Origin of the sequence: Halorussus sp. AFM4, from assembly GCF_051194995.1 — an archaeon.
Lineage (GTDB): Archaea > Halobacteriota > Halobacteria > Halobacteriales > Haladaptataceae > Halorussus.
The window spans coordinates 271,071-289,794 of sequence record NZ_JBNTJT010000004.1 but is presented as its reverse complement, the minus strand read 5'-3'; the positions used below and the strand labels follow the sequence as shown (position 1 = coordinate 289,794).

General features: G+C 69.6%; 17 protein-coding genes. 8 read left to right on the top strand and 9 right to left on the bottom strand.

What is annotated here, in order from left to right:
* Window positions 1–9 precede the first annotated feature (9 nt).
* Window positions 10–1,800: a cell division ATPase MinD gene (minD, locus tag ACQUQF_RS18815; protein WP_435180671.1), complete on the bottom strand. Its 1,791-nt coding sequence runs from the start codon at window positions 1,798–1,800 to the stop codon at window positions 10–12.
* 296 nt (window positions 1,801–2,096) lie between these two features.
* Between minD and prf1 the strand changes: the two genes are divergently transcribed.
* Together prf1 and ACQUQF_RS18805 are read left to right on the top strand one after the other, a co-directional pair.
* On the top strand, window positions 2,097–3,338 hold the full coding sequence (gene prf1 / locus ACQUQF_RS18810) for a peptide chain release factor aRF-1 (protein WP_435180670.1): 1,242 nt from the start codon (window positions 2,097–2,099) through the stop codon (window positions 3,336–3,338).
* A gap of 258 nt (window positions 3,339–3,596) precedes the next feature.
* The gene (locus ACQUQF_RS18805) at window positions 3,597–4,376 is read left to right on the top strand and encodes a hypothetical protein (protein ID WP_435180669.1); all 780 of its coding nucleotides are present in this window, start codon (window positions 3,597–3,599) and stop codon (window positions 4,374–4,376) included.
* A 29-nt stretch (window positions 4,377–4,405) separates the two neighbouring features.
* On the opposite strand, the gene ACQUQF_RS18800 is transcribed toward ACQUQF_RS18805, so the two are convergent.
* Both ACQUQF_RS18800 and ACQUQF_RS18795 read right to left on the bottom strand, forming a co-directional pair.
* Window positions 4,406–5,398, bottom strand: coding sequence for a radical SAM protein (locus ACQUQF_RS18800; protein WP_435180668.1), 993 nt, complete (start codon window positions 5,396–5,398; stop codon window positions 4,406–4,408).
* A gap of 160 nt (window positions 5,399–5,558) precedes the next feature.
* Window positions 5,559–6,875: a glycosyltransferase gene (locus ACQUQF_RS18795; protein WP_435180667.1), complete on the bottom strand. Its 1,317-nt coding sequence runs from the start codon at window positions 6,873–6,875 to the stop codon at window positions 5,559–5,561.
* Window positions 6,876–7,036: 161 nt separating this feature from the next.
* Here ACQUQF_RS18795 and ACQUQF_RS18790 point away from each other — a divergent pair, with 161 nt between their 5' ends.
* Window positions 7,037–8,143, top strand: a complete 1,107-nt coding sequence (locus ACQUQF_RS18790; RefSeq protein WP_435180666.1) for a DUF373 family protein — start codon at window positions 7,037–7,039, stop codon at window positions 8,141–8,143.
* Between the two features lie 30 nt (window positions 8,144–8,173).
* Here the strand turns inward: ACQUQF_RS18790 and ACQUQF_RS18785 are convergent, their stop codons facing one another.
* From ACQUQF_RS18785 to ACQUQF_RS18765, 5 genes are all read right to left on the bottom strand, one after another.
* Window positions 8,174–8,677 (bottom strand): hypothetical protein, encoded by a 504-nt coding sequence (locus ACQUQF_RS18785; protein ID WP_435180665.1) that lies wholly within the window; start codon window positions 8,675–8,677, stop codon window positions 8,174–8,176.
* A gap of 123 nt (window positions 8,678–8,800) precedes the next feature.
* Window positions 8,801–9,643, bottom strand: coding sequence for a polyprenyl synthetase family protein (locus ACQUQF_RS18780; RefSeq protein WP_435180664.1), 843 nt, complete (start codon window positions 9,641–9,643; stop codon window positions 8,801–8,803).
* A 168-nt stretch (window positions 9,644–9,811) separates the two neighbouring features.
* Window positions 9,812–10,762, bottom strand: coding sequence for an electron transfer flavoprotein subunit alpha/FixB family protein (locus tag ACQUQF_RS18775; protein ID WP_435180663.1), 951 nt, complete (start codon window positions 10,760–10,762; stop codon window positions 9,812–9,814).
* A complete protein-coding gene (locus ACQUQF_RS18770) occupies window positions 10,759–11,550 on the bottom strand; it encodes an electron transfer flavoprotein subunit beta/FixA family protein (protein ID WP_435180662.1) in 792 nt (263 codons plus the stop codon). The genes ACQUQF_RS18775 and ACQUQF_RS18770 overlap by 4 nt, the downstream gene beginning before the upstream one ends.
* Before the next feature lie 120 nt (window positions 11,551–11,670).
* Window positions 11,671–12,825, bottom strand: coding sequence for a helix-turn-helix transcriptional regulator (locus ACQUQF_RS18765; RefSeq protein ID WP_435180661.1), 1,155 nt, complete (start codon window positions 12,823–12,825; stop codon window positions 11,671–11,673).
* Between the two features lie 153 nt (window positions 12,826–12,978).
* Between ACQUQF_RS18765 and ACQUQF_RS18760 the strand changes: the two genes are divergently transcribed.
* Both ACQUQF_RS18760 and ACQUQF_RS18755 read left to right on the top strand, forming a co-directional pair.
* Window positions 12,979–14,211 carry a DUF7094 domain-containing protein gene (locus ACQUQF_RS18760; protein WP_435180660.1) on the top strand — a complete coding sequence of 411 codons (1,233 nt, stop codon included), beginning with the start codon at window positions 12,979–12,981 and terminating at the stop codon, window positions 14,209–14,211.
* A gap of 221 nt (window positions 14,212–14,432) precedes the next feature.
* The gene (locus tag ACQUQF_RS18755) at window positions 14,433–14,894 is read left to right on the top strand and encodes a type IV pilin (protein ID WP_435180659.1); all 462 of its coding nucleotides are present in this window, start codon (window positions 14,433–14,435) and stop codon (window positions 14,892–14,894) included.
* Window positions 14,895–14,912: 18 nt separating this feature from the next.
* Here the strand turns inward: ACQUQF_RS18755 and ACQUQF_RS18750 are convergent, their stop codons facing one another.
* Window positions 14,913–15,539 carry a methyltransferase domain-containing protein gene (locus ACQUQF_RS18750; RefSeq protein ID WP_435180658.1) on the bottom strand — a complete coding sequence of 209 codons (627 nt, stop codon included), beginning with the start codon at window positions 15,537–15,539 and terminating at the stop codon, window positions 14,913–14,915.
* Between the two features lie 175 nt (window positions 15,540–15,714).
* On the opposite strand from ACQUQF_RS18750, the gene ahaH reads away from it, so the two are divergent.
* The 3 genes from ahaH to ACQUQF_RS18735 all read left to right on the top strand — a co-directional run bounded on the left by ahaH (window position 15,715) and on the right by ACQUQF_RS18735 (window position 18,705).
* Entirely contained in the window at window positions 15,715–16,047 is a 333-nt protein-coding gene (gene ahaH / locus ACQUQF_RS18745; protein ID WP_435180657.1) for an ATP synthase archaeal subunit H, read from the top strand.
* Window positions 16,034–18,256 carry a V-type ATP synthase subunit I gene (locus ACQUQF_RS18740; protein WP_435180656.1) on the top strand — a complete coding sequence of 741 codons (2,223 nt, stop codon included), beginning with the start codon at window positions 16,034–16,036 and terminating at the stop codon, window positions 18,254–18,256. Before ahaH ends, ACQUQF_RS18740 begins: the two co-directional genes overlap by 14 nt.
* A 176-nt stretch (window positions 18,257–18,432) precedes the next feature.
* Window positions 18,433–18,705 carry a F0F1 ATP synthase subunit C gene (locus tag ACQUQF_RS18735; protein ID WP_435180655.1) on the top strand — a complete coding sequence of 91 codons (273 nt, stop codon included), beginning with the start codon at window positions 18,433–18,435 and terminating at the stop codon, window positions 18,703–18,705.
* Window positions 18,706–18,724: the final 19 nt, after the last annotated feature.

The window sequence follows — 18,724 nt, the reverse complement described above, 5'->3', positions numbered from 1 at the left end:
TTGTCGGTTCTACTTGAATATCGACCCGAGTCGGCCCAGCACGCCGCCGTCCTCGCCGCGCTCGCCGTCGCGGCTCTCCTCGTCTCCCTGACCAGTATCGGCAGGCGAACCGTCGCCCTCCGGGGGTTCGTCGGCGTCGCGCTCGCCGGACTGGTCGTCGAGGCGCTGGCGACCGCGCTCCTCGAACGGGACCGCGTCCTCGAGATCCCCGTCGTCGGCCGGGGGCTCGCTCGACCCCTCGCCGGTCCGAGCGCCCGCGGTCCCGGTCCGCGACGACTCGGCGTCGGTCTCCCGGCCCGTCCCGTCGGTTCCCCCGGGCGTCGACGCCGCCGCGCCGGACGCCCCGGATGCCGATTCGACCTCGCCAGACGCCTCGGCCGCCGACGGAGATGTTCCGTCGTCCGCGTCCGCGACCAGCGGGTCGTCCGCCTCGTCGAAGGGGTCGTCGGACTCCGCGGCGTCGGCGTCTCCGGTCGCGAGCGGGTCGTCGCTCTCGTCGGCGGCCGGCGCGTCGGCGGTCGACTCGTCGCCGGACAGCTCCTCGCCGAGCCGGGCGAGCGGGTCGCCGTCCTCGGCCGACCCGGCGGAGCCGGCGAGGCGCTCGTCGCTGATGTGCTCGTCGAGGAGGTCGTCGACGCTGCGTGCCTCGCTGGCGCCGGACGCGCCGGCGTCGGACGAACCGGCGCTCTCCTCGACGTCGGCCGAATCGGCGCTCGCGTCGGCGTCGGCCGTGTCCTCGTCGCGACCGGCCGCGGCGGCCCCGTCCTCGCTCGGGTCTGCCGCGGTAGCCCGGCCTTCGCTCCGGTCGGCCGCGGCGGACTGGCCCTCGTCCCGGTCGGCCGGCGCGGTCCCGTCCTCGCCGTCGGTTCCGGCGTCGGCCGAGGACGCCGCGTTCGCGCTCGCCTGCGCGCGGATCTCGTCGGCCGCGTTCGCGAGTTCGCCGCCGAGCAGGCCCTCGTTCGCGTCGCCGCCGTCGATGGCGTCCCGGACGTTCGCGGCCATCTCGGAGCCGCTGAGGGCGTCCGCACCGAGGTCGTCGGTCTCCTCGGCGTCGTCGCCGGCCGCGCCGTCGAAGTCGAGTTCGGGGTCCGGGTCGGCCGCCCCGGTCAGCACCGCGGCCAGGTCGCGGTAGGCCCGACCGGCGGGCGCGTTGGGGGCGAACGCGGCCAGCGGCCGGCCGGCGTCGATGCCCATCGGGACCGCCTCGTCCTGCGGGATCACCGCGAGGACGTCCGTGCCCAGCGTCTCCTCGACGTCGTCGGCGTTGAGGATGTCGCTGCTGCGCTGGGTCAGCACGGCGCCCCGGACCTCGGTCTCGACGCGCTCGGCGAGCTCGCCGGTCTTGGCGGTGTCCCGGACCGAGGCGACGTCGGGCGTGGCGACCAGCAGCACCTGGTCGGCCAGCGCCAGCGGGACCAGGGTGTCGTAGCTGACGCCCGCGCCTGTGTCGAGCAGGACGTAGTCGTACTCCTCGCGCAGGTCGGCGACGACCGCCTGGAGGTTCGCGGGGTCGGACTTGACGAACGCCTCGATGTCGGTCGCGCTCGGCAGCACGTCGATGTCGCCCGGCGCCTCGTCGACGGCGTCGGCGAACGACGCCTCGCCGGCCAGCACCTCGTGGAGCGTGGGGGTCTCGATCTCGAAGTCGAGGAAGTCCGCGAGGTTCGCCATCCCGAGGTCGGTGTCGACGACCACGACCGCGTGGCCCCGGTCGGCCAGCATCGCCCCCAGGTTGATGGCGGTCGTCGTCTTCCCGACACCTCCCTTGCCGCTCGCTACCGCGTATACCGTGTCGGACATGATACTCGTTGTCCCAACCGAGCCATGATACGCATATAAAGTTACTCCGTCAGATGCGACACGTCGCCGACGTGTTCCGGTCTCTCGTCCGGTGCGTCAGACGCCCGTGCGACGCCGGCGCCGTGGACCGACGTCTCGAGCGCGAGCATCGACATCGCGCGAGCGACGGCGAGGACCGCACCTCCTCACGAGCGGCGGCGCCGACCGCACGGGCCGGACCGGTCGGAGGGACGCTAACCGGCCACAGAGACCCACAGCAAAGGTTACTTACCCCCTGGAAGGCCTAGAACGTAGCAATGAGTCAGCAGGAGGACGAGCAGTCCGACCGGAAGAAATACGAGTTCCAGAAGGTCATCGAGGACCTCAGGGACTACGAGGGCTCCGGGACGCAGCTCGTCACCATCTACATTCCGCCCGACAAGCAGATCAGCGACGTGGTCGCCCACGTCACCCAGGAGCACAGCGAGGCGAGCAACATCAAGTCCAAGCAGACCCGCACGAACGTCCAGGACGCGCTGACCTCCATCAAGGACCGGCTGCGCTACTACGACACCTACCCGCCCGAGAACGGCATGGTCATCTTCAGCGGCGCCATCGACTCCGGCGGCGGCCGGACCGAGATGGTCACCAAGGTGCTGGAGGACCCGCCCGAGCCGATCCAGTCGTTCCGCTACCACTGCGACTCGGAGTTCCTGACCGAGCCGCTGGAGCACATGCTGACCGACAAGGGGCTGTACGGGCTCATCGTGCTCGACCGCCGCGAGGCCAACGTCGGCTGGCTCCGGGGCAAGCGGGTCGAGCCCGTCAAGTCGGCCTCCTCGCTGGTGCCGGGCAAGCAGCGCAAGGGCGGTCAGTCCGCCCAGCGGTTCGCCCGGCTCCGGCTCGAGGCCATCGACAACTTCTATCAGGAGGTCGCCGAGATGGCCAACGACCTGTTCGTCCCCGAGCGCGAGGAGCTGGACGGCGTGCTCGTCGGCGGCCCCTCGCCGACGAAGGACGAGTTCCTCGACGGCGACTACCTCCACCACGAGATCCAGCAGAAGGTGCTTGGCAAGTTCGACGTGGCCTACACCGACGAGTCCGGGCTCTACGACCTCGTCGACAACGCGGAGGACGCGCTGGCCGACGCCGAAGTGATGAAGGACAAGAAGGAGATGGAGGAGTTCTTCAAGCAGCTCCACGACGGCGAGAAGGCGACCTACGGCTTCGAGCCGACCCGCAAGAACCTGATGATGGGGTCGGTCGACCGGCTCCTGCTCTCGGAGGACCTCCGCAAGGACGTCGTGGTGTACGACTGCGGCGACAAGGAGGAGTTCGAGTTCGTCGACCGCCGCGAGGACACCCCCGACCACACCTGCGAGGACGGCGGCCAGGCCGAGGTGGTCGAGCGCGAGGACGCCATCGAGTACCTGATGACCATCGCCGAGCAGCGCGGCACCGAGACCAAGTTCATCTCGACCGACTTCGAGAAGGGCGAGCAGCTCCAGTCGGCGTTCGGCGGGGTCGCCGGCATCCTGCGCTACTCGACCGGCGTGTAAACTGATTCTACCGGGAGGCGCTCCGCGCCCGTACCATCGCCGTCTCGTTCCCCGCCGAGAGTCCGCTGGCCAGGCGGACGCCTCGGCGAGCGCCGCGAGCGCGCCCAAGCAGGGCCACCGGGTCGCCGCGGAAGCGGGACCGAACGTACCACTCCGCGACGCCACTTGGGTCCGCGCGCGTCCGGGTGGAGTAAACCATCAGATTGGTTACTATGCACGTTAATACCTTCCATCCGCGTTAGGGGAGAGAGGACGGGAATGACGGACGAGACATCGCGGCGGGGGTTCCTCAGCGCCGGGGGTTCGCTGCTGGCCGGAGTGCTGGCGACGGGCTCACCGCCGAGAACGACTACCGGTTCGCGTTCGGTGATCACGGGCTGGGTGACCCGAGGGTCCGAGGAGATGATCGCCGAGGAGGACGGCACCGTCAAGCTGTTCGAGTACCTCGGGTCGAGCCTGTGCAACGACGGCAACCTGTTCAGGTGCCGGACGTGCAGCGGCACGAAGTTCTACCTGCTGGTGAGCTCCGAGTCCCCCTCGCCGTCCGTCGGCGAGGCCTACCGCTTCCGCCCGACCGGCAAGCGCAGCTTCTGCGGGAACTTCCAGGTCCGGCTGTTCAGGGACGGCTCGTGCGGGGACGAGACGCCCTCCGCGACGACCGAGACGACCACCGAAACCGCGACTGCGGAGGCGGCCGACGAGACCGCACCCGAAGAACCCCCGACCACGGAGGGGACGGCGACGGACACGACCACCGCGACAGAGGAGCCGACAACCACCGAGACGCCCACGACCGAAACAACGCCCACGACCACCGAGACGACAACGGAGACGACCACGACTGAAGCGACGCCTCCGACGACCGAAACCACGACCACCGAGACGACGACGGAGACGACGACTGAAACGACCACAACCGAGACGACAACCGAAACCACGACTACCGAGACCACCACGGAAACGACGACAGAAACGACCACCGAGACCACCACGGAGTCCGAGGACGGGGACGGGGACGCCGCCACGACAGCGGAGTGAGTGGCGGGAGAGGGGGAAGCGACCGGATCTCAGGCCAGCGGCGTCCGCTCGACGACCTGACCGTCGACGGTGGGGTACTGCTCGACGATCTCGCCCTTCTCGACGTCGCCCTCCTCGACCATCTCCTCGAGCAGCCACCACGCCAGTTCGACGTGGTCGGACTTGACGGTGTAGAACTCCTCGGGCACGCCGAGCTCCTCGAGGCGCTGTCTCGTCTCCCACGTCTTGCCGTACACCAGCGTCCCGTCGTCGGTCACCTCGTCGAACTCCCGGCGGATGTTGCGGGCCATGCGCTTCATCCGGTTGCGGTGCTGGGCGGCGTCCTTGAAGACCGAGGTGCAGAAGTAGACCCGCTCGTGGTCGCCCATCTGGTCGAGGATCTCCTTCGACCCCTCGACGGCGCTCATGTGGCCGTCCTGGAGCTCGTAGCCCTCCTCCTGCATCCGGCGGAAGTTGCCCTGGCTCATCTCGAACTCGTTGATGTTGCAGAACTCCGCGGCGCCCTCGTCGAGGAACTCCAGGAACTCCTCCTCGGCCCGGATGCCCGGGATCTCGAACGCGGGGGTCAGCCCCTCCTCGCGGGCGACGTAGAGGATCTCCTCCCACTCGGTGCCGTGCATCTCGCCCCAGAGGTCCAGCGGCGGGTGGAACCGGATCTCGTCGAGGCCCGCCTCCGAGAGCCGGCGCATGTTCTCGCGCCCGCCCGTGATGCCGGTGTAGAGGTGCGTGTGGTGGTCCTCGCCGAACTCGTCCTTGAGCAGCGAGAGGTACCGGCAGGTCTTGTTCATCGCCTCCTGGGGCTCGCCGCCCGTGATGGAGGTGCCCAGCGCGTCCATGCGCTTGGCCTCGGCGATGACGTCCTCGTCGGACTCGACCTTCCGCTCGTTGGCGTACACGTCGGTGACGTTCTTGCGGTTCTCGCCGAGGGGGCAGTAGAAGCAGTCCCGCTGGTCGCAGTAGCCGTAGACGAAGAGCACCATCTTGCCTCCCTTGGCGCACTGTTCGCAGCCCTTCGAGATCATTCGTTAGCCACGGATAGCGCGCCGAGACCCAAAAAGCGTGCGAAACGAGGGTGGACCGTCGGTGTCCCCGACGGCAGTGGACGGCCGACGGCGTTCGGCGGCGGACGGACGACCTGTGCCCCACGGACGACCTGCGCCCCACTGGTCCCGCGAGAACGCGCTACGGCCGGCCCCGGTCGCGCGTCACGAGTTGCTGGACGAGCACCGCCGCCGCCAGCATCCCGCTCAGGGCCGACACCGCCGTCCGCCTGGCCCGACCGGCGAACCGGGACCGGGCGTCGCGCACCGACAGGCCGACGCCGAGCAGCGCCCGGACCGCCAGCGACAGCCCCGTCCCGCCGTCGATCGCGGGCGAGCGCCGGCGGGCCGGCGACCGACCGCCGTCGGCGACCCGGACCGGCGACTGCGCGTCGGCCGACGACGCATCGACCGGCGATCCCGGGACGTCGGCGAGGTCCTCGACCACCCGCTCGGCGACGACGTCGGCCCCGTTGTCCGACGGGGTCGCCGCGGGCGGCGACTCGACGGCGTCGAGCACGTCGAGGGCGTCGTCGGCCACGGCGAACCCGGCGACGTCGGCCCGCGACAGCTGGTCGGCGACCGCCTCCTGCTCGTCGGTCTCGGGCCAGACGACGCAGGGCGTGCCCGCGACCGCGGCGTCCATGACGGTGGAGTAGCCCGAGCAGACCACCACGTCGGCGCTCCGGAGGTACGGGAGCAGCGACGGGACGGGCTCCCAGTCGTCGGCGCCGACGTGGAGCACGTCGTGGCCCTCTCGTTCGAGTCGGGTCGCCAGGCGGTCGAAGTCGGAGTAGTGGCTCGGTACCAGGACGACGTCGGCGGCATCGCGCACGCGGTCGTTTCCGTCGTTCCGGTCGCGTTCGTCCCCGTCATCCTCACGTTCGTCCCCGTCATCCTCGCGTCCGACCGATCGCCGATCGCGGGCCTCCAGCGAGACCGGCGGGATCCGGGTCGCGCAGTCGGGGTCGATGTCGGCGGGCGGCCAGACGGCGGGGTAGAAGAACTCCCGGGTCACCGCCGACTGGAACGCGGTGTGGAACCGCGCGCCGCTCCGCTCGACGGGGTCGCGGTACAGCCCGGGGACGTCGTGCTTCAGGACGTAGAGGGGCACGTCGGTCCGGGAGGCGGCCATCGCGGCGAACATGTCGTCGGTGACCAGCGCGTCGGGGTCGGTCTCGGCGAGCCAGTCGACGTACTCCGAGACCCGACGGGCGCTGGCCGGGACGCTCCGGGCGAGGACCTGCCCGAGCGACCCGCCCTGGTAGGTGTCGATGTAGTCGACGGTCGTCGGCTCGAACTCGTCGTAGCCGTGGAGCGAGACGAACTCGGTGCCGGCGCCGCCGCCGGCCAGCAGCACCTCGGCGCCCCGGTCGCGGAGCGCGTTTGCGATGGCCACCATTCGCGTGGCGTGGCCGGCACCTTCCGGATAGTGGGCGACTGCGATGGTTGGAGGCATGGAGGGGACCCGTTGAATCGAACTCCAAACTGTCGGTACATTAACTTTCTGTTCGGCATTCGCCGGATGCGGCGAGCGAGGCGGGCGCGGCCGACAGCCGGATTCCGACCTCCGTCAACCGTCCCGAAAGAAGTTAAACCCCGGCCGCATAGCCCCGAGTAATGCTGCTGGTCCTGTGCGTGGACCTCGACGACGACCTCGGTCGCAAGACGGACTTCGACACGCCGGTCATCGGACGCGACGACGTCGAGGCCGCCGCGGTGGCGTTAGCCACGGCCGACCCCGAGGACAGCGACGTCAACGTGCTGTTCGAGGGGGTCCACCTCGTCGACCGCATCACCGACGAGACGGTCGAGGTCGCGGTCGTGACCGGCACCGAGGGCGGCGACATCGCGGCCAACCGGGCGGTCGGCGACGAGGTCGACGAGGTGCTGGCGAGCCTCTCGACCAGCGAGGAGATCCAGGCGGTCATCGTCACCGACGGCGCGCAGGACGAGAGCGTCATCCCGGTCATCCGGTCGCGAGTGCCCATCGACGGCGTGCGCCGGGTGGTCGTCCGCCAGGCCCAGGACCTCGAGTCGATGTACTACACCATCAAGCAGGTGCTCGACGACCCCGAGACCCGCGGCACCATCCTGGTCCCGCTGGGCATCCTGCTGCTCATCTACCCGCTGTCGATCATCTCGGACATGCTCGGGCTCCCCGGCGCGGCGGTGTTCGGCGTGACCTCCGGGCTGCTCGGCCTCTACGTGCTCGGCCGGGGGCTGGGCGTCGAGCGACTGCTCGACCAGGCGGCCGAGAAGGCACGCAACAGCCTCTACGCCGGCCGGGTCACGCTCATCACCTACGTCGTCGCCGCGGCGCTGCTGGTCATCGGCGGGGTCCGCGGCGTCGAGATGCTCGAGACCGTCAAGGGCGAGGCCGGCGGCGCGGTCGGCCCGCTCCGGGTGCTGGCCGCGCTGGTGTACGGCGCGGTGACGTGGTTCACCGCCGCGGGCATCACCACCAGCCTCGGCCAGATCACCGACGAGTACCTGGCCGACCGCTTCCAGTGGCGCTACCTCAACGCGCCGTTCTACGTCCTCTCGATCGCGCTGGTGCTGCACGCCATCAGCGCGTACTTCCTGAACCGGGTCCCGCTGGAACTGCCCCGGCTGACCTACCTCGCGGTCATGCTCACCATCGGGACGCTGCTCGGGCTCACCAGCACGCTGGCGTTCGCCATCGCGGAGTCGCGGCGGTCCCGGCGGGCAGAGCAGGTCGGGTAGGGCCGGGCAGCGGTCGTCGGACCGCTGCCGTCAACCGCTTTCCGTGGTGGTCTCGTCGCCCGGTTCGGTCGCGGTCTCGGCGGTCGTCTGCCCACCGGTCGTGGTCGTCTCCGATTCGGAGACCGGTCCGAACGTGACCTGCCACACCGGCGTCCCGCGCTGATTGACGGGCCGGAGGCTCTGGCTGAGTTCGTACACCGCGCCTTTCTCCACCTCGGCGTCGTTCGCCGGGAAGAACAGCACGCGCTCGCCGGTGTTCAGGTACTTGATGACCCGCGAGTTGTACTCGCCGAACGTCCGCGCCCCCTGCGGGACGACCGGCGTGTAGTTCAGCACGTCGGAGGTCACCTCGAACCGGGCGCCGGGGTGGAAGCTCCCCGCGAATATCAGCGCCTCGTACCGCTTGGTGTCGACCTCGTCCTCGTCCTGGGCCAGCGCCACGTTCGTACCGGTTCCGAGGGCCAGTCCGCCCGCGAGCGCCCCCGCCATGAATGTCCGCCGGGATGACTCGCCGCCGTCTGTTCCCTGCGTCATGGTTTTACAACCCATAGGAGGAAGGCCGCGGACGTCCATAAGCGACCGACGTCGTTCGATGGGTTCCGCTGCGTAACGCGTCGTAACTCGCCGTAATCCGTCGCTCGCAGGAGAAACGACCCGCTAGTGCTCCCGGGTGACGACGAACTCCGCGAGGTCCCGGAGGTAGTCGGTCGCCGCGAGGTCGGGCGTCGCCGCCCGGTCGAGCGCGGCCAGCGCCTCGTCGGACTTCCGGTGGGCGAGGTCGGCGGCCTCCTCGGCGTCGAGGTCGGTCACCCTGACGATGGAGGGCCGGCCCATCTCGGCGTCGTGGCCGGTCGGCTTGCCCAGGTCGGCGGCGTCGGCGGTCGCGTCGAGCACGTCGTCCCGGATCTGGAACGCGACGCCGACCTTCTCGGCGTACTCGCCGAACGCCTCGACGGTCGCGGGGTCGGCGTCGGCCGCGATGGCGCCCAGCTCCGCGGCGGCCCGGAACAGCGCCCCGGTCTTCCGGCGGGCCAGCTCCATGTACTCCTCGCGGTCGGCCGGCCGGGCGACGAGTTCGGTCGCCTCGCCCTCGCCGAGCTCGACCATCGCGTCGGCCACCGCCTCCATCGCCCGGGGGTCCGGCGAGAACAGCTCGAATGCCTCGCCGATGAGGCCGTCGCTGGCGACGATGGCGGGCGCGTAGCCGAACTCGGCCCAGGCGCTCGGGCTCCCCCGGCGGGTGTCCGACCAGTCGATGATGTCGTCGACGACCAGCGAGGCGTCGTGGACGAGCTCGACCCCCACCGCGAAGTCGACCGCGTCCTCGGCCTCGCCACCGGCCGCCTCGCAGGAGAGCACGGTGACGGTCGGCCGGACGCGCTTGCCCCCCGACAGCGCGACGTGGCGGACCTCCTCGGCGAGTTCCGTCGGTTCGACCCGGTCGAGGACGACCTCGAGACGGTCCTCGACCAGCGCCCTCCGGGACTCGGGATACTCCATCGGCCGGGAATCAGGACCGGCAGGACAAGTACGTGACGATAGCGGGACGGGGCGTCCACCTCGGAGCCCCGCAGCGACCCGACGGCTCGCGCACGGACGGTAGAAGATGCGAGCGAGGCGGGGGTGCGTAGCGCCTCCGTGGAGCGGAGCCGACGAAGTAGGAAGGTCCTACTCGAACTCCTCGATGAGTTCCGGCACCACTTCGAACAGGTCGCCGACGATGCCGTAGTCGGCGATGTCGAAGATGGGCGCGTTGGGGTCGGTGTTGATCGCGATGATGGTGTCGCTGCCCTTCATGCCGGCGACGTGCTGGACCGCGCCTGAGATGCCGATGGCGAGGTACACGGTCGGCGTGACGACCTTGCCCGACTGGCCGACCTGGCGGTTCTTCGGGAGCCAGCCGTTGTCGACGATGGGCCGCGAGGACGCGAGGGTCGCGCCGGTCGCCTCGACCAGGTCCTCGATGAGCGGGAGGTTGTCCTCCTCCTCGATGCCGCGGCCGATGGAGACGATGAAGTCGGCCTCGCTGATGTCGACGTCGCCGCCGCCGACCTCCTCGAAGCCGGTGACCCGCGAGCCGGTGTCGGTGTCGACGTCGGCCTCGAACTCGGAGATCTCGGCGTCGCCGACGCCCTCGGCGGCGGGCCACTCCGCGCTCCGGATGGTGACCGCCTGCCGGTCGCCGCCGACGTCGACCGTGGTCTCGACCTTCGAGCCGTACATCTCGCGGGTCACCGTCAGGCCGTCGCCGTACTCGAAGTCGACCGCGTCGGTCGCCAGCGGCAGGTCGAGGCTGTTCGCGACCGCGGGCGCGTAGTCGAGCCCGTTGACGCTGTTGGGCATCAGCAGGACCTGCGGGTCGACCTCGGCGTGGAGCGCCTCGACGGCCTGGGCGTAGACGTCGTGGTTGAACTCCTCGCCCTCGGGAACGGTGTGGATGACGTCGACGCCCTCGCGGTTGAGGCTGTCGGCGAACGACTCGGTGTCGCCGCCGACGACAGCGAGGTGGAGGTCGCCGCCGGTCTGGTCTGCGAGCTGGCGGCCGGCGGTGATGAGCTCGAAGCTCACGTCGCGGAGCTCGCCGCGGCGGTGCTCGGCGACCGCGAGAACACCACTCATTCTGCCACCCCCTTCTCGCGGAGGACCTCAGCGAGCTGCCCGGCGGTCTCGCTCGCGTCGCCCTCGAATATCTCGGCGTCGCTCTCGCTCTCGGGCTCGTACATGGAGGTCAGCGTCAGGTCGCTCTCGACCGCGTCGGCGTCGAGGCCGACGTCGGCGAGGCTCTTGGCCGCGATCTCCTTGCTCTGGGCCTGGCGGATGCCGCGGAGGCTGGCGTACCGGGGCTCGTTGATGCCGGTCTGGATGGTGAGGACCGCGGGCAGGTCGATGTCGGTGAGCTCCTCGACGCCGCCCTCGAGCTCGCGGTGGACGTGGGCGACGTTCTCGTCGGCGTCGTAGTCGAGCGCGTTGACGACCGCGCCCCACTGGAAGCCGAGCTCGTCGGCCAGCGAGACGCCGGTGGCGCCGAGGGAGTCGTCGCCCGACTGGACGCCGGTCAGCACGAGGTCCGGGTCCTCCTCCTCGACGACGGCCTGGAGCAGGTTCGTCTTGGTCTCGACGTCGAGCATGTCGACGTCCTCGAGCGCGTCGTCCCACACGCGGACCGCGCGGTCGGCGCCCTTGGCCAGCGCCATCCGGATGGTCTCCTCGGACCGCTCCGGACCGATGGTCACGGTCACGACCTCCTCGGCCGGGCCGTCCTCCTTGAGCTGGACGGCCTCCTCGACGGCGTAGTCGTCCCACTCGTTCAGGTCGTACTCGAGGTAGCGCTCGTCTACCTCGGTCCCCGATATCTCGAAGTCGTCCGCGACTTCGGCGACCTCCTTCACAGTCACCAGGACCTTCATGCGCGATGAATCGCCGGCTTCGGGGTAAACGTTTACGAAACCCGCGACCCGATGTCCCGCGTTGTTCGGTCGGTCGCTTCGCCGCCGTCAGTGATGCCCTCACTCGACCGCGGCCGCGGCTCACTCCACGTCGGTGACGTCCTCGTCCGGGAGCGTGATGAGGTTCTCCCGGCCGATGCGGAGCTTGTCCACGTCGTCGTTGTCGTCCATCTTCGACAGCAGCTGGGACACCTTGGCGTTCGACCAGTTGGTCTCCTTGACGATCTGGCCCTGCTTCATCCGACCGTCGTTCTCGCGGAGCAGGCGCAGGACGCGCTCCTCGTCGCTGAGCAGTTCCACGTCGGGGACGTCGTCGTCGGTCGCGGACTCCGCCCCGTCGTCGGCGTCCGTGGAGGGCGGCGCGGCCGGCGACGGTTCGGCGGTGGCGTCGCCGGACTCGCCCACCGGCTCCGGGCCGGCATCGCGGCGTCGCGACAGGGCGTACGCGCCGAACCCGCCGCTGAAGAGGAGGACGACGAGGGCCAGCCCCCACGGGCTCGAGAAGTCGACGAGCCCGTTCGGGGCCGGGTTCTCGGTGCTCTTCGGGGCGTAGGTCACCGAGAAGTCGCCGCGGTCGAACGTCTGGGGGCCCTCGTACCGCAGGACGGTCCCGTTGTAGATGGTCCCGCCGGGAGGGCTCGCCCCGTAGATGTAGTAGTCGCCGGGCACCGAGATCACGAGGGCCTGGTCCTCGCCGAGGGTCGGCAGCCACGTCCCGGACTCGGTCCAGAACGCGTCGCCGAGGACGATCTTGTCGTCGCGGACCTCGGTGAAGTTCGTCCACGTGAACGACAGCGTGAGCACGCCGACGGTCCCGTTGTTCCGGACGCCGGCCGACCTGGAGACGCCGCGGAGCGTCATGTGACGGTCGGAGTTGGCGTTCACGCGTTCGACGATACGGGCGAACGTCGCCTTCGAGAGGCCGAGGTCGGCGTCGCCGTTCTCGTACGCGGCGGCGAGCTGGCGGAACGCCTCGAGTTCGTCGTCGCCGCGGAGGACGTACCGCTGCGTGACGTTCCAGCGCGCGTTTCCGTTCTCGCGGAGGGAGAGGTACATCTCGGTAGTGTCGCTGTCCGTCGCGTTCGCCTCGGTCTGGTTGGCCGCGGCGAGGGCGGGCGCGCCCGCCGAGGCGGAGTTCGGGGGGACGACTCGGTGGTCGGCCGAGTGACCCGCCCCGACGCCGGCGACGGAGCTGACGGCGAGGAGGACGACGAGGAGGGCGGCGAGTGACCGCATACAATCGCGTGAATGCGCCGACAAGAAAATACTTTCCATCCGCAGATAAAACATCAGAGGGCTCCGTAAAACGTCTCGACCGTTCTCGCCGGTTCGTCAGCGGGTCGTTCATCCGGGAATATTTTAACGGTGGCCGACCGAGAGGGGGACGAAATGCGACTCATCCCCGTTATGCTGGCGTTACTGCTCGCCCTCACCCCCGGAGCAGTCGCGGTGCAGGCGTCCGCGCCGAGCGGGCCGGCCGCCACGTCGCCCTCCCTCGTCCGCGCCGACGACGCCGCCCAATCTGCCGACGGTGGGAACACGACCAACGTCATGACGCTCGGGACCGCCCCGGCGCGCACCGCGTTCGACGCGCCGTCGCTAGCGCTCGGGAGTTCGCTCGCGATGGACCGCGGCGAGTTCCGGGCGCAGCTCGGCGTGAAGACGCTGGACCGCCAGCTCCGGGCGGCCAACTCGACCGAGGAGCGGAAGCAGATCCTGAACCGCTACCGATACCGCATCGAGAACCGGATCATCTCGCTGAAGGCCGCCGAACAGCAGGCGACCCAGGCCTTCTCGAACGGGACCATCCCGAAGAGCGAGTACCTCCGGACGCTGGGCGCCATCGACTCGGAGGTGACCGACATCAAGCGGCTCATCACCGCGATGCGGACGCGCGCGAGTTCGGTCCCGCGGTTCGGCATGCAGACCGAGGCGAACACCCTGAAGGGCAAGCTCGTCACCGTCGAGGGGCCGATTCGGGACCGGATCGCGGCGGCGATGCGGGGCGAGAAGCCGCCGACGCGGGTGTACGTGGCCACCGCGAGGACCGGCGTCGTGCTCTCCACCATCGTGAACGGGGAGTACGTCCGTGAGATCGTCCGTACCGACCGGCGGAACCCCGCGTCGTCTGCCGACTCCTCGATGACCGCCGCGCGGCAGAGCGTGATCGCCCAGTACCCGTGGACCTACAACCACAGCAGCTTCACGGGCGCCGATTCCCGGTACGGGACGACGAACATCTACCAGATAACGTTCCAGCACACCCAGGGCGAGCTCGTGGCGTACTACGACGGCGGCACGCAGTCCGTCTTCCGGGAGATCCAGTACAAGCGGCTGACCGGCCAGACGGCGCTCCCGACCGGACCCGCGGTCAGCAACACCTCGGAGAACGTCACCCTCACGGTCAACCGGACCTTCGCCGGCGGTCCGCTCCGCGTGGCGCTCACGAACGCCACCGGCGCGCCGCTTCAAGGCCAGATTACCGTGGCCGGCGAGCCCGTCGGCCGGACCGGGTCGGACGGCGTCCTCTGGACGCTCGGCCCGGCCGAGCAGTTCCGGGTGAGCGCGACCCGCGACTTCACCACGGTCAACGTGACCGCGGCGCCCACCGAGGCGCCGTAGCGCGCTCGCCGTGTTTCTGCCGCCAGAGGTTCCGGGATACCGAGACAGGGCCGTCTACGCGCGGACTAACTGGCGGACTCGCCGTTAGTCAGTTCCTACTCGCGGCTGTCTGCGCCTCGCTGAGGTTGCGCCTTCGGTTCCCCGACGGGGGTCGCTCGAACGGGCAGTCCGGTCCGCCGGCCGCCGAAGGTTGAAGGCCGAAGCCGGGACGAGTCCGTCGCGTGCCGGACCGCGCCACCGCCCCGATCGTCGGAATCGCCCTCCTGCTGGCCGTCACCGCCGTGCTCGCGGGGGCCGTCGGCAGCGTCGCGCTCGGGACGACGACGCCGTCGAGCTCGCCGCGGGCCGTCGTCGACCTCCGAGTCGACGCCGGCGCCGACCGCCTGACGTTCGTCCACCGCGGCGGAGACGCCCTCGACGTGGGCGATCTGGCCGTCCGGGTCCGCATCGACGGCACGCCGCTCGACGCCCAGCCGCCGGTGCCGTTCTTCTCGGCGTCGGGCTTCCGGCCGGGGCCGACCGGCCCGTTCAACAGCGCGACCGACTCGCGGTGGGCGGCCGGCGAGACAGCGAGCCTGGCGCTGGCGGGGACGAACGACCCGACGCTCGCGCCCGGGTCGACGGTCGCGGTGACGCTGTCGGTGAACGAGTCGGTCGTCGCAGAAGTAGAGGAAACTGCGTGAAGGAAGACCGCGTGAACTTCACTCCTCGTCCGGAGCGCGCGCGACCGTCGTAATGGCGATGTCCGGGTCGTACGCGGGACCCATCTCGTGGTGCTCGATGTCGACGTACCCCGCCTCGCGGAACATCCGGTCGGCCTCCTCGCGGTCGTAGAACAGCATGATGGCGTTCGCGACCTTCTGCATGACCGAGGACTTCGGGTTGTTCGGGCCGACGACGAGCACCTGCCCGCCGGGCTTGACCACCCGGCGCATGTCCCGGAGGGTCGCGACGGGGTCGGGCCAGTACTCGATGGACCCCGACGACCACACGACGTCGAAGCTGTCGTCCCGGAAGGGGAGGCGCTCGGCGTCGCCCCGGTAGAAGCTCACCGGGTCGTGCTTGCCGAGCTTGGCCCACGCCTTCTCGAGCTGGTGGACGCTCTGGTCGAGCCCGTGGACGTTCTCGGTGTGCTCCAGGATGCCCTCGGTGGCGAAGCCGGTGCCGCAGCCCACGTCCAGCACGCGGTCGCCCTCCTGGATGTCGAGCAGCCCCAGCGCCTCGTCGCGCATCTGCTCGTTCCAGATGAACGGGTTGACGGTGTCGTACACCTTCGAGAGGTACTTGTAGAAGAGTCGCGCGCGACTCTTGTCTTCGAGGATACCCATCGGTCGACATTTCGGACCGCCGGCCAAATAATCCTGCTGTTCCGTCTGCACGCTCCCGTTGACGAGTCAGTCCCGAGTTTGAGACGTGATGTGGTTGCACGTGTCACACCACCTCCGGAGACGGGAAAGTTCGCAAGTAGTATATACGCGGTTCTGCAACTTTCGCGTGATTAGTATGCCGAGGCCAGAGGTTCTCGAACGAATCAAGGAGGCCGAGCGCGAGGCCGACGACATCGTCGCCGAGGCCGAGGAGGAGCGCGAGCAGCGCATCTCCGACGCTCGGGAGGAGGCGGAGGAGATCCGCCGGAACGCCGAGGAGGAGGCGGCCGACCTCCACGAGCAGCGTCTCGCCGAGGCCCGCGAGGAGATCGAGACCGAGCGCGAGGAGATCCTCGCCGAGGGCGAGGACGAGCGCGAGGCGCTCGAGTCCCGGGCGCGCCAGAACGAGGAGGAAGTAACCGACTACGTGGTGGACCTGTTCGAGGAGGCGGTGCATGCTCAGACCTGAGCGAATGAGCAAGGTGTCCGTGACCGGCTCCCGGGCCGTCATGGACGACGTCATCGAGACCGTCCACGAACTGAACCTGGTCCACCTCTCGAACTACGACGGGTCCTGGCAGGGCTTCGAGCCGGGCGACCCCGTCGAGGGCGCCGAGGAGGCGTCGGAGAAGCTCGTCACCGTCCGGTCGCTCGAGAGCATCCTCGACCTCGACGAGGAGGACGCCGGCCCGAGCCGCATCGTCACCGACGAGGCGCTCGAGGAGGAACTGGAGTCGGTCCGCGAGGAGGTCAACGAGCTCGACGACCGGCAGAGCGAGCTCGAGGACGACCTCCGCGACGTCGAGGAGCGGCTCGACGCGGTCGAGCCGTTCGCCGACCTCGGCATCGACCTCGACCTGCTGTCGGGCTACGAGACCCTCCAGGTCGCGGTCGGCGAGGGCGACCTCGAGGAGATCGAGGCCGCGCTAGAGTCGGCCGACGAGATCCGGGCGTTCGAGACGTTCGCCGCCGACGGCACCGTCGCCGTCTTCGCTTATCCCGCGGACGACGCCGGCGAGGACGCGCTCGACGAGGTGCTGGTCGGCGTCGACTTCGCGTCGCTCGAGATCCCCGACGCCGAGGGGAGCCCCGAGGACTACGTCGACGAGCTCCGCCACGAGCGCCAGAAGCTCGAGTCGAAGCTCGACAGCGTCGAGAACGAGCTCCACGAGGTCAAGCTCGACACCGCGGGCTTCCTGCTGGCGGCCGAGGAGAAGCTGACCATCGACGTCCAGAAGGCCGAGGCGCCGCTCAACTTCGCGACGACCGAGAACGCGTTCGTCGCCGAGGGCTGGATCCCGACCGAGCGCTACACCGAACTCGCGACCGCGCTCGGCGACGCCGTCGGCGACCACGTCGAGGTCGACGAGCTCGAACGCGCCTCCTACGACGCCCGGCCGGCCCACGGCCACGAGGAACCCGCGTCCCAGGACGAGTCCGAGCAGGAGTCCGCGGGACGCGAGGAGATCGCCGCGGACGGCGGCACCGCCACGATGGACGACGACCAGCCGCCGGTCATCCAGGACAACCCCGGCCCGTTCAAGCCGTTCGAGCTGCTGGTCGAGACCATCAACCGGCCGAAGTACTTCGAGTTCGACCCGACCGTCATCCTGTTCCTGACGTTCCCGGCGTTCTTCGGGTTCATGATCGGTGACGTCGGGTACGGGCTGCTGTACATGGGCATCGGCTACTGGCTGTACAGCAGCTTCGACAACGAGGCGTTCAAGAGCCTCGGCGGCATCGCGCTGTGGGCCGGCGGGTTCACGACGCTGTTCGGCGTCCTGTACGGCGAGATATTCGGCCTGCACCTGATCGCGACGTACCTCTGGGAGGGCGCGCTCGGACTCCACGGCCCGCCCATCAAGAAGGGGCTCCAGCCGGTCAACACCAGCTACGCGCTGTCGTGGATGACCATCTCGGTGCTCGCCGGACTGCTCCACATGACGGTCGGCTACATCTTCGGCTTCGCCGAGGAAGTGGGCCACGACCCGGTCGACGCGGTGCTCGAGAGCGGCTCGTGGATCCTGCTGTTCGCCGGCATCTGGACGTGGATCTTCAGCACCCAGGCCAGCGCGACGAAGCCGGACTTCCTGTACACCGTGTTCAGCGGCGAGCCGTTCGCGTTCGGCTTCTCGGGCTTCTCGCCCGCGGTCGGGACCCTCGGCCTCGCCGTCGGCGGCGTCGGGTTCCTGCTGTACCTGGCCGGTGAGGTCAAGCACTTCGGCGGCCCCGGCGTGGTCATCGGCGCGCTCGAGAGCCTCAGCGTCCTCTCGGACGCCCTCTCGTACACCCGGATCGCCGCGGTGCTGCTCGCCAAGGCGGGGATGGCCTTCGCGGTCAACCTCCTGTTCTTCGGCGTGTACGTCACCGGCGAGGGGAGCCACGCCGCGTGGCACTTCGGGCTCACCCACATGCCCCACGTCGGCGAGGTGTCCCACGGCCACGAGGTCACGAGCATCATGTTCCCCGGCCTGATCCACTCGGGCATCGGCGGCCTGCTCGTCGGGCTGCTCGTGCTCGTGCTCGGCCACCTGCTGGTGCTGGCGCTCGGTATCACCAGCGCCGGACTGCAGGCGGTCCGTCTCGAGTACGTGGAGTTCTTCGGGAAGTTCTACGAGGGCGGCGGCGAGGAGTACCAGCCGTTCGGCTACGACCGGACGTTCACCACGCGGGACTGACCCCCGTCCCGCAACGCGGTTCGAGCGCATTTTCGGCCTCGTTACCCGTGTCACCCGGTGGCACAATTCCGGGATTACGGCACTCGTGCCGGCCGTCCGCCGAACTTTTTTGAGAAGCTTTATGACCACAGTAGCGGGAAATACGACTGTCCGGTTACGAGAGCCACGGTAAAACCATGATGGAACTTGCACCTGCATTCGCCGACGTCGCATTGCTCGCACAGGAAGGCGCTGCCGCCGCTCCGGCCATCCCGAACAAGGCCGCCGCCGCCATCGCGGTCGGACTCGCCGCCCTCGGTGCCGGCTACGCCGAGCGCGGTATCGGGAGCGCCGCTGTCGGTGCCATCGCGGAGGACGAGAGCCTCTTCGGTACGGGCCTGATCCTGACGGTCCTGCCCGAGACCCTCGTCATCCTGGCGCTGGTGGCTGTGTTCCTCGTCCCGCAATAGACCCCCCTTTCCCTCTTCA

Excerpts from the sequence above, each read along its gene's own strand:
- minD (WP_435180671.1), bottom strand. The coding sequence starts at position 1,800 with ATGTCCGACACGGTATACGCGGTAGCGAGCGGCAAGGGAGGTGTCGGG.
- prf1 (WP_435180670.1), top strand. The coding sequence starts at position 2,097 with ATGAGTCAGCAGGAGGACGAGCAGTCCGACCGGAAGAAATACGAGTTC.
- ACQUQF_RS18805 (WP_435180669.1), top strand. The coding sequence starts at position 3,597 with ATGACGGACGAGACATCGCGGCGGGGGTTCCTCAGCGCCGGGGGTTCG.
- ACQUQF_RS18800 (WP_435180668.1), bottom strand. The coding sequence starts at position 5,398 with ATGATCTCGAAGGGCTGCGAACAGTGCGCCAAGGGAGGCAAGATGGTG.
- ACQUQF_RS18795 (WP_435180667.1), bottom strand. The coding sequence starts at position 6,875 with ATGCCTCCAACCATCGCAGTCGCCCACTATCCGGAAGGTGCCGGCCAC.
- ACQUQF_RS18790 (WP_435180666.1), top strand. The coding sequence starts at position 7,037 with ATGCTGCTGGTCCTGTGCGTGGACCTCGACGACGACCTCGGTCGCAAG.
- ACQUQF_RS18785 (WP_435180665.1), bottom strand. The coding sequence starts at position 8,677 with ATGACGCAGGGAACAGACGGCGGCGAGTCATCCCGGCGGACATTCATG.
- ACQUQF_RS18780 (WP_435180664.1), bottom strand. The coding sequence starts at position 9,643 with ATGGAGTATCCCGAGTCCCGGAGGGCGCTGGTCGAGGACCGTCTCGAG.
- ACQUQF_RS18775 (WP_435180663.1), bottom strand. The coding sequence starts at position 10,762 with ATGAGTGGTGTTCTCGCGGTCGCCGAGCACCGCCGCGGCGAGCTCCGC.
- ACQUQF_RS18770 (WP_435180662.1), bottom strand. The coding sequence starts at position 11,550 with ATGAAGGTCCTGGTGACTGTGAAGGAGGTCGCCGAAGTCGCGGACGAC.
- ACQUQF_RS18765 (WP_435180661.1), bottom strand. The coding sequence starts at position 12,825 with ATGCGGTCACTCGCCGCCCTCCTCGTCGTCCTCCTCGCCGTCAGCTCC.
- ACQUQF_RS18760 (WP_435180660.1), top strand. The coding sequence starts at position 12,979 with ATGCGACTCATCCCCGTTATGCTGGCGTTACTGCTCGCCCTCACCCCC.
- ACQUQF_RS18750 (WP_435180658.1), bottom strand. The coding sequence starts at position 15,539 with ATGGGTATCCTCGAAGACAAGAGTCGCGCGCGACTCTTCTACAAGTAC.
- ahaH (WP_435180657.1), top strand. The coding sequence starts at position 15,715 with ATGCCGAGGCCAGAGGTTCTCGAACGAATCAAGGAGGCCGAGCGCGAG.
- ACQUQF_RS18740 (WP_435180656.1), top strand. The coding sequence starts at position 16,034 with ATGCTCAGACCTGAGCGAATGAGCAAGGTGTCCGTGACCGGCTCCCGG.
- ACQUQF_RS18735 (WP_435180655.1), top strand. The coding sequence starts at position 18,433 with ATGATGGAACTTGCACCTGCATTCGCCGACGTCGCATTGCTCGCACAG.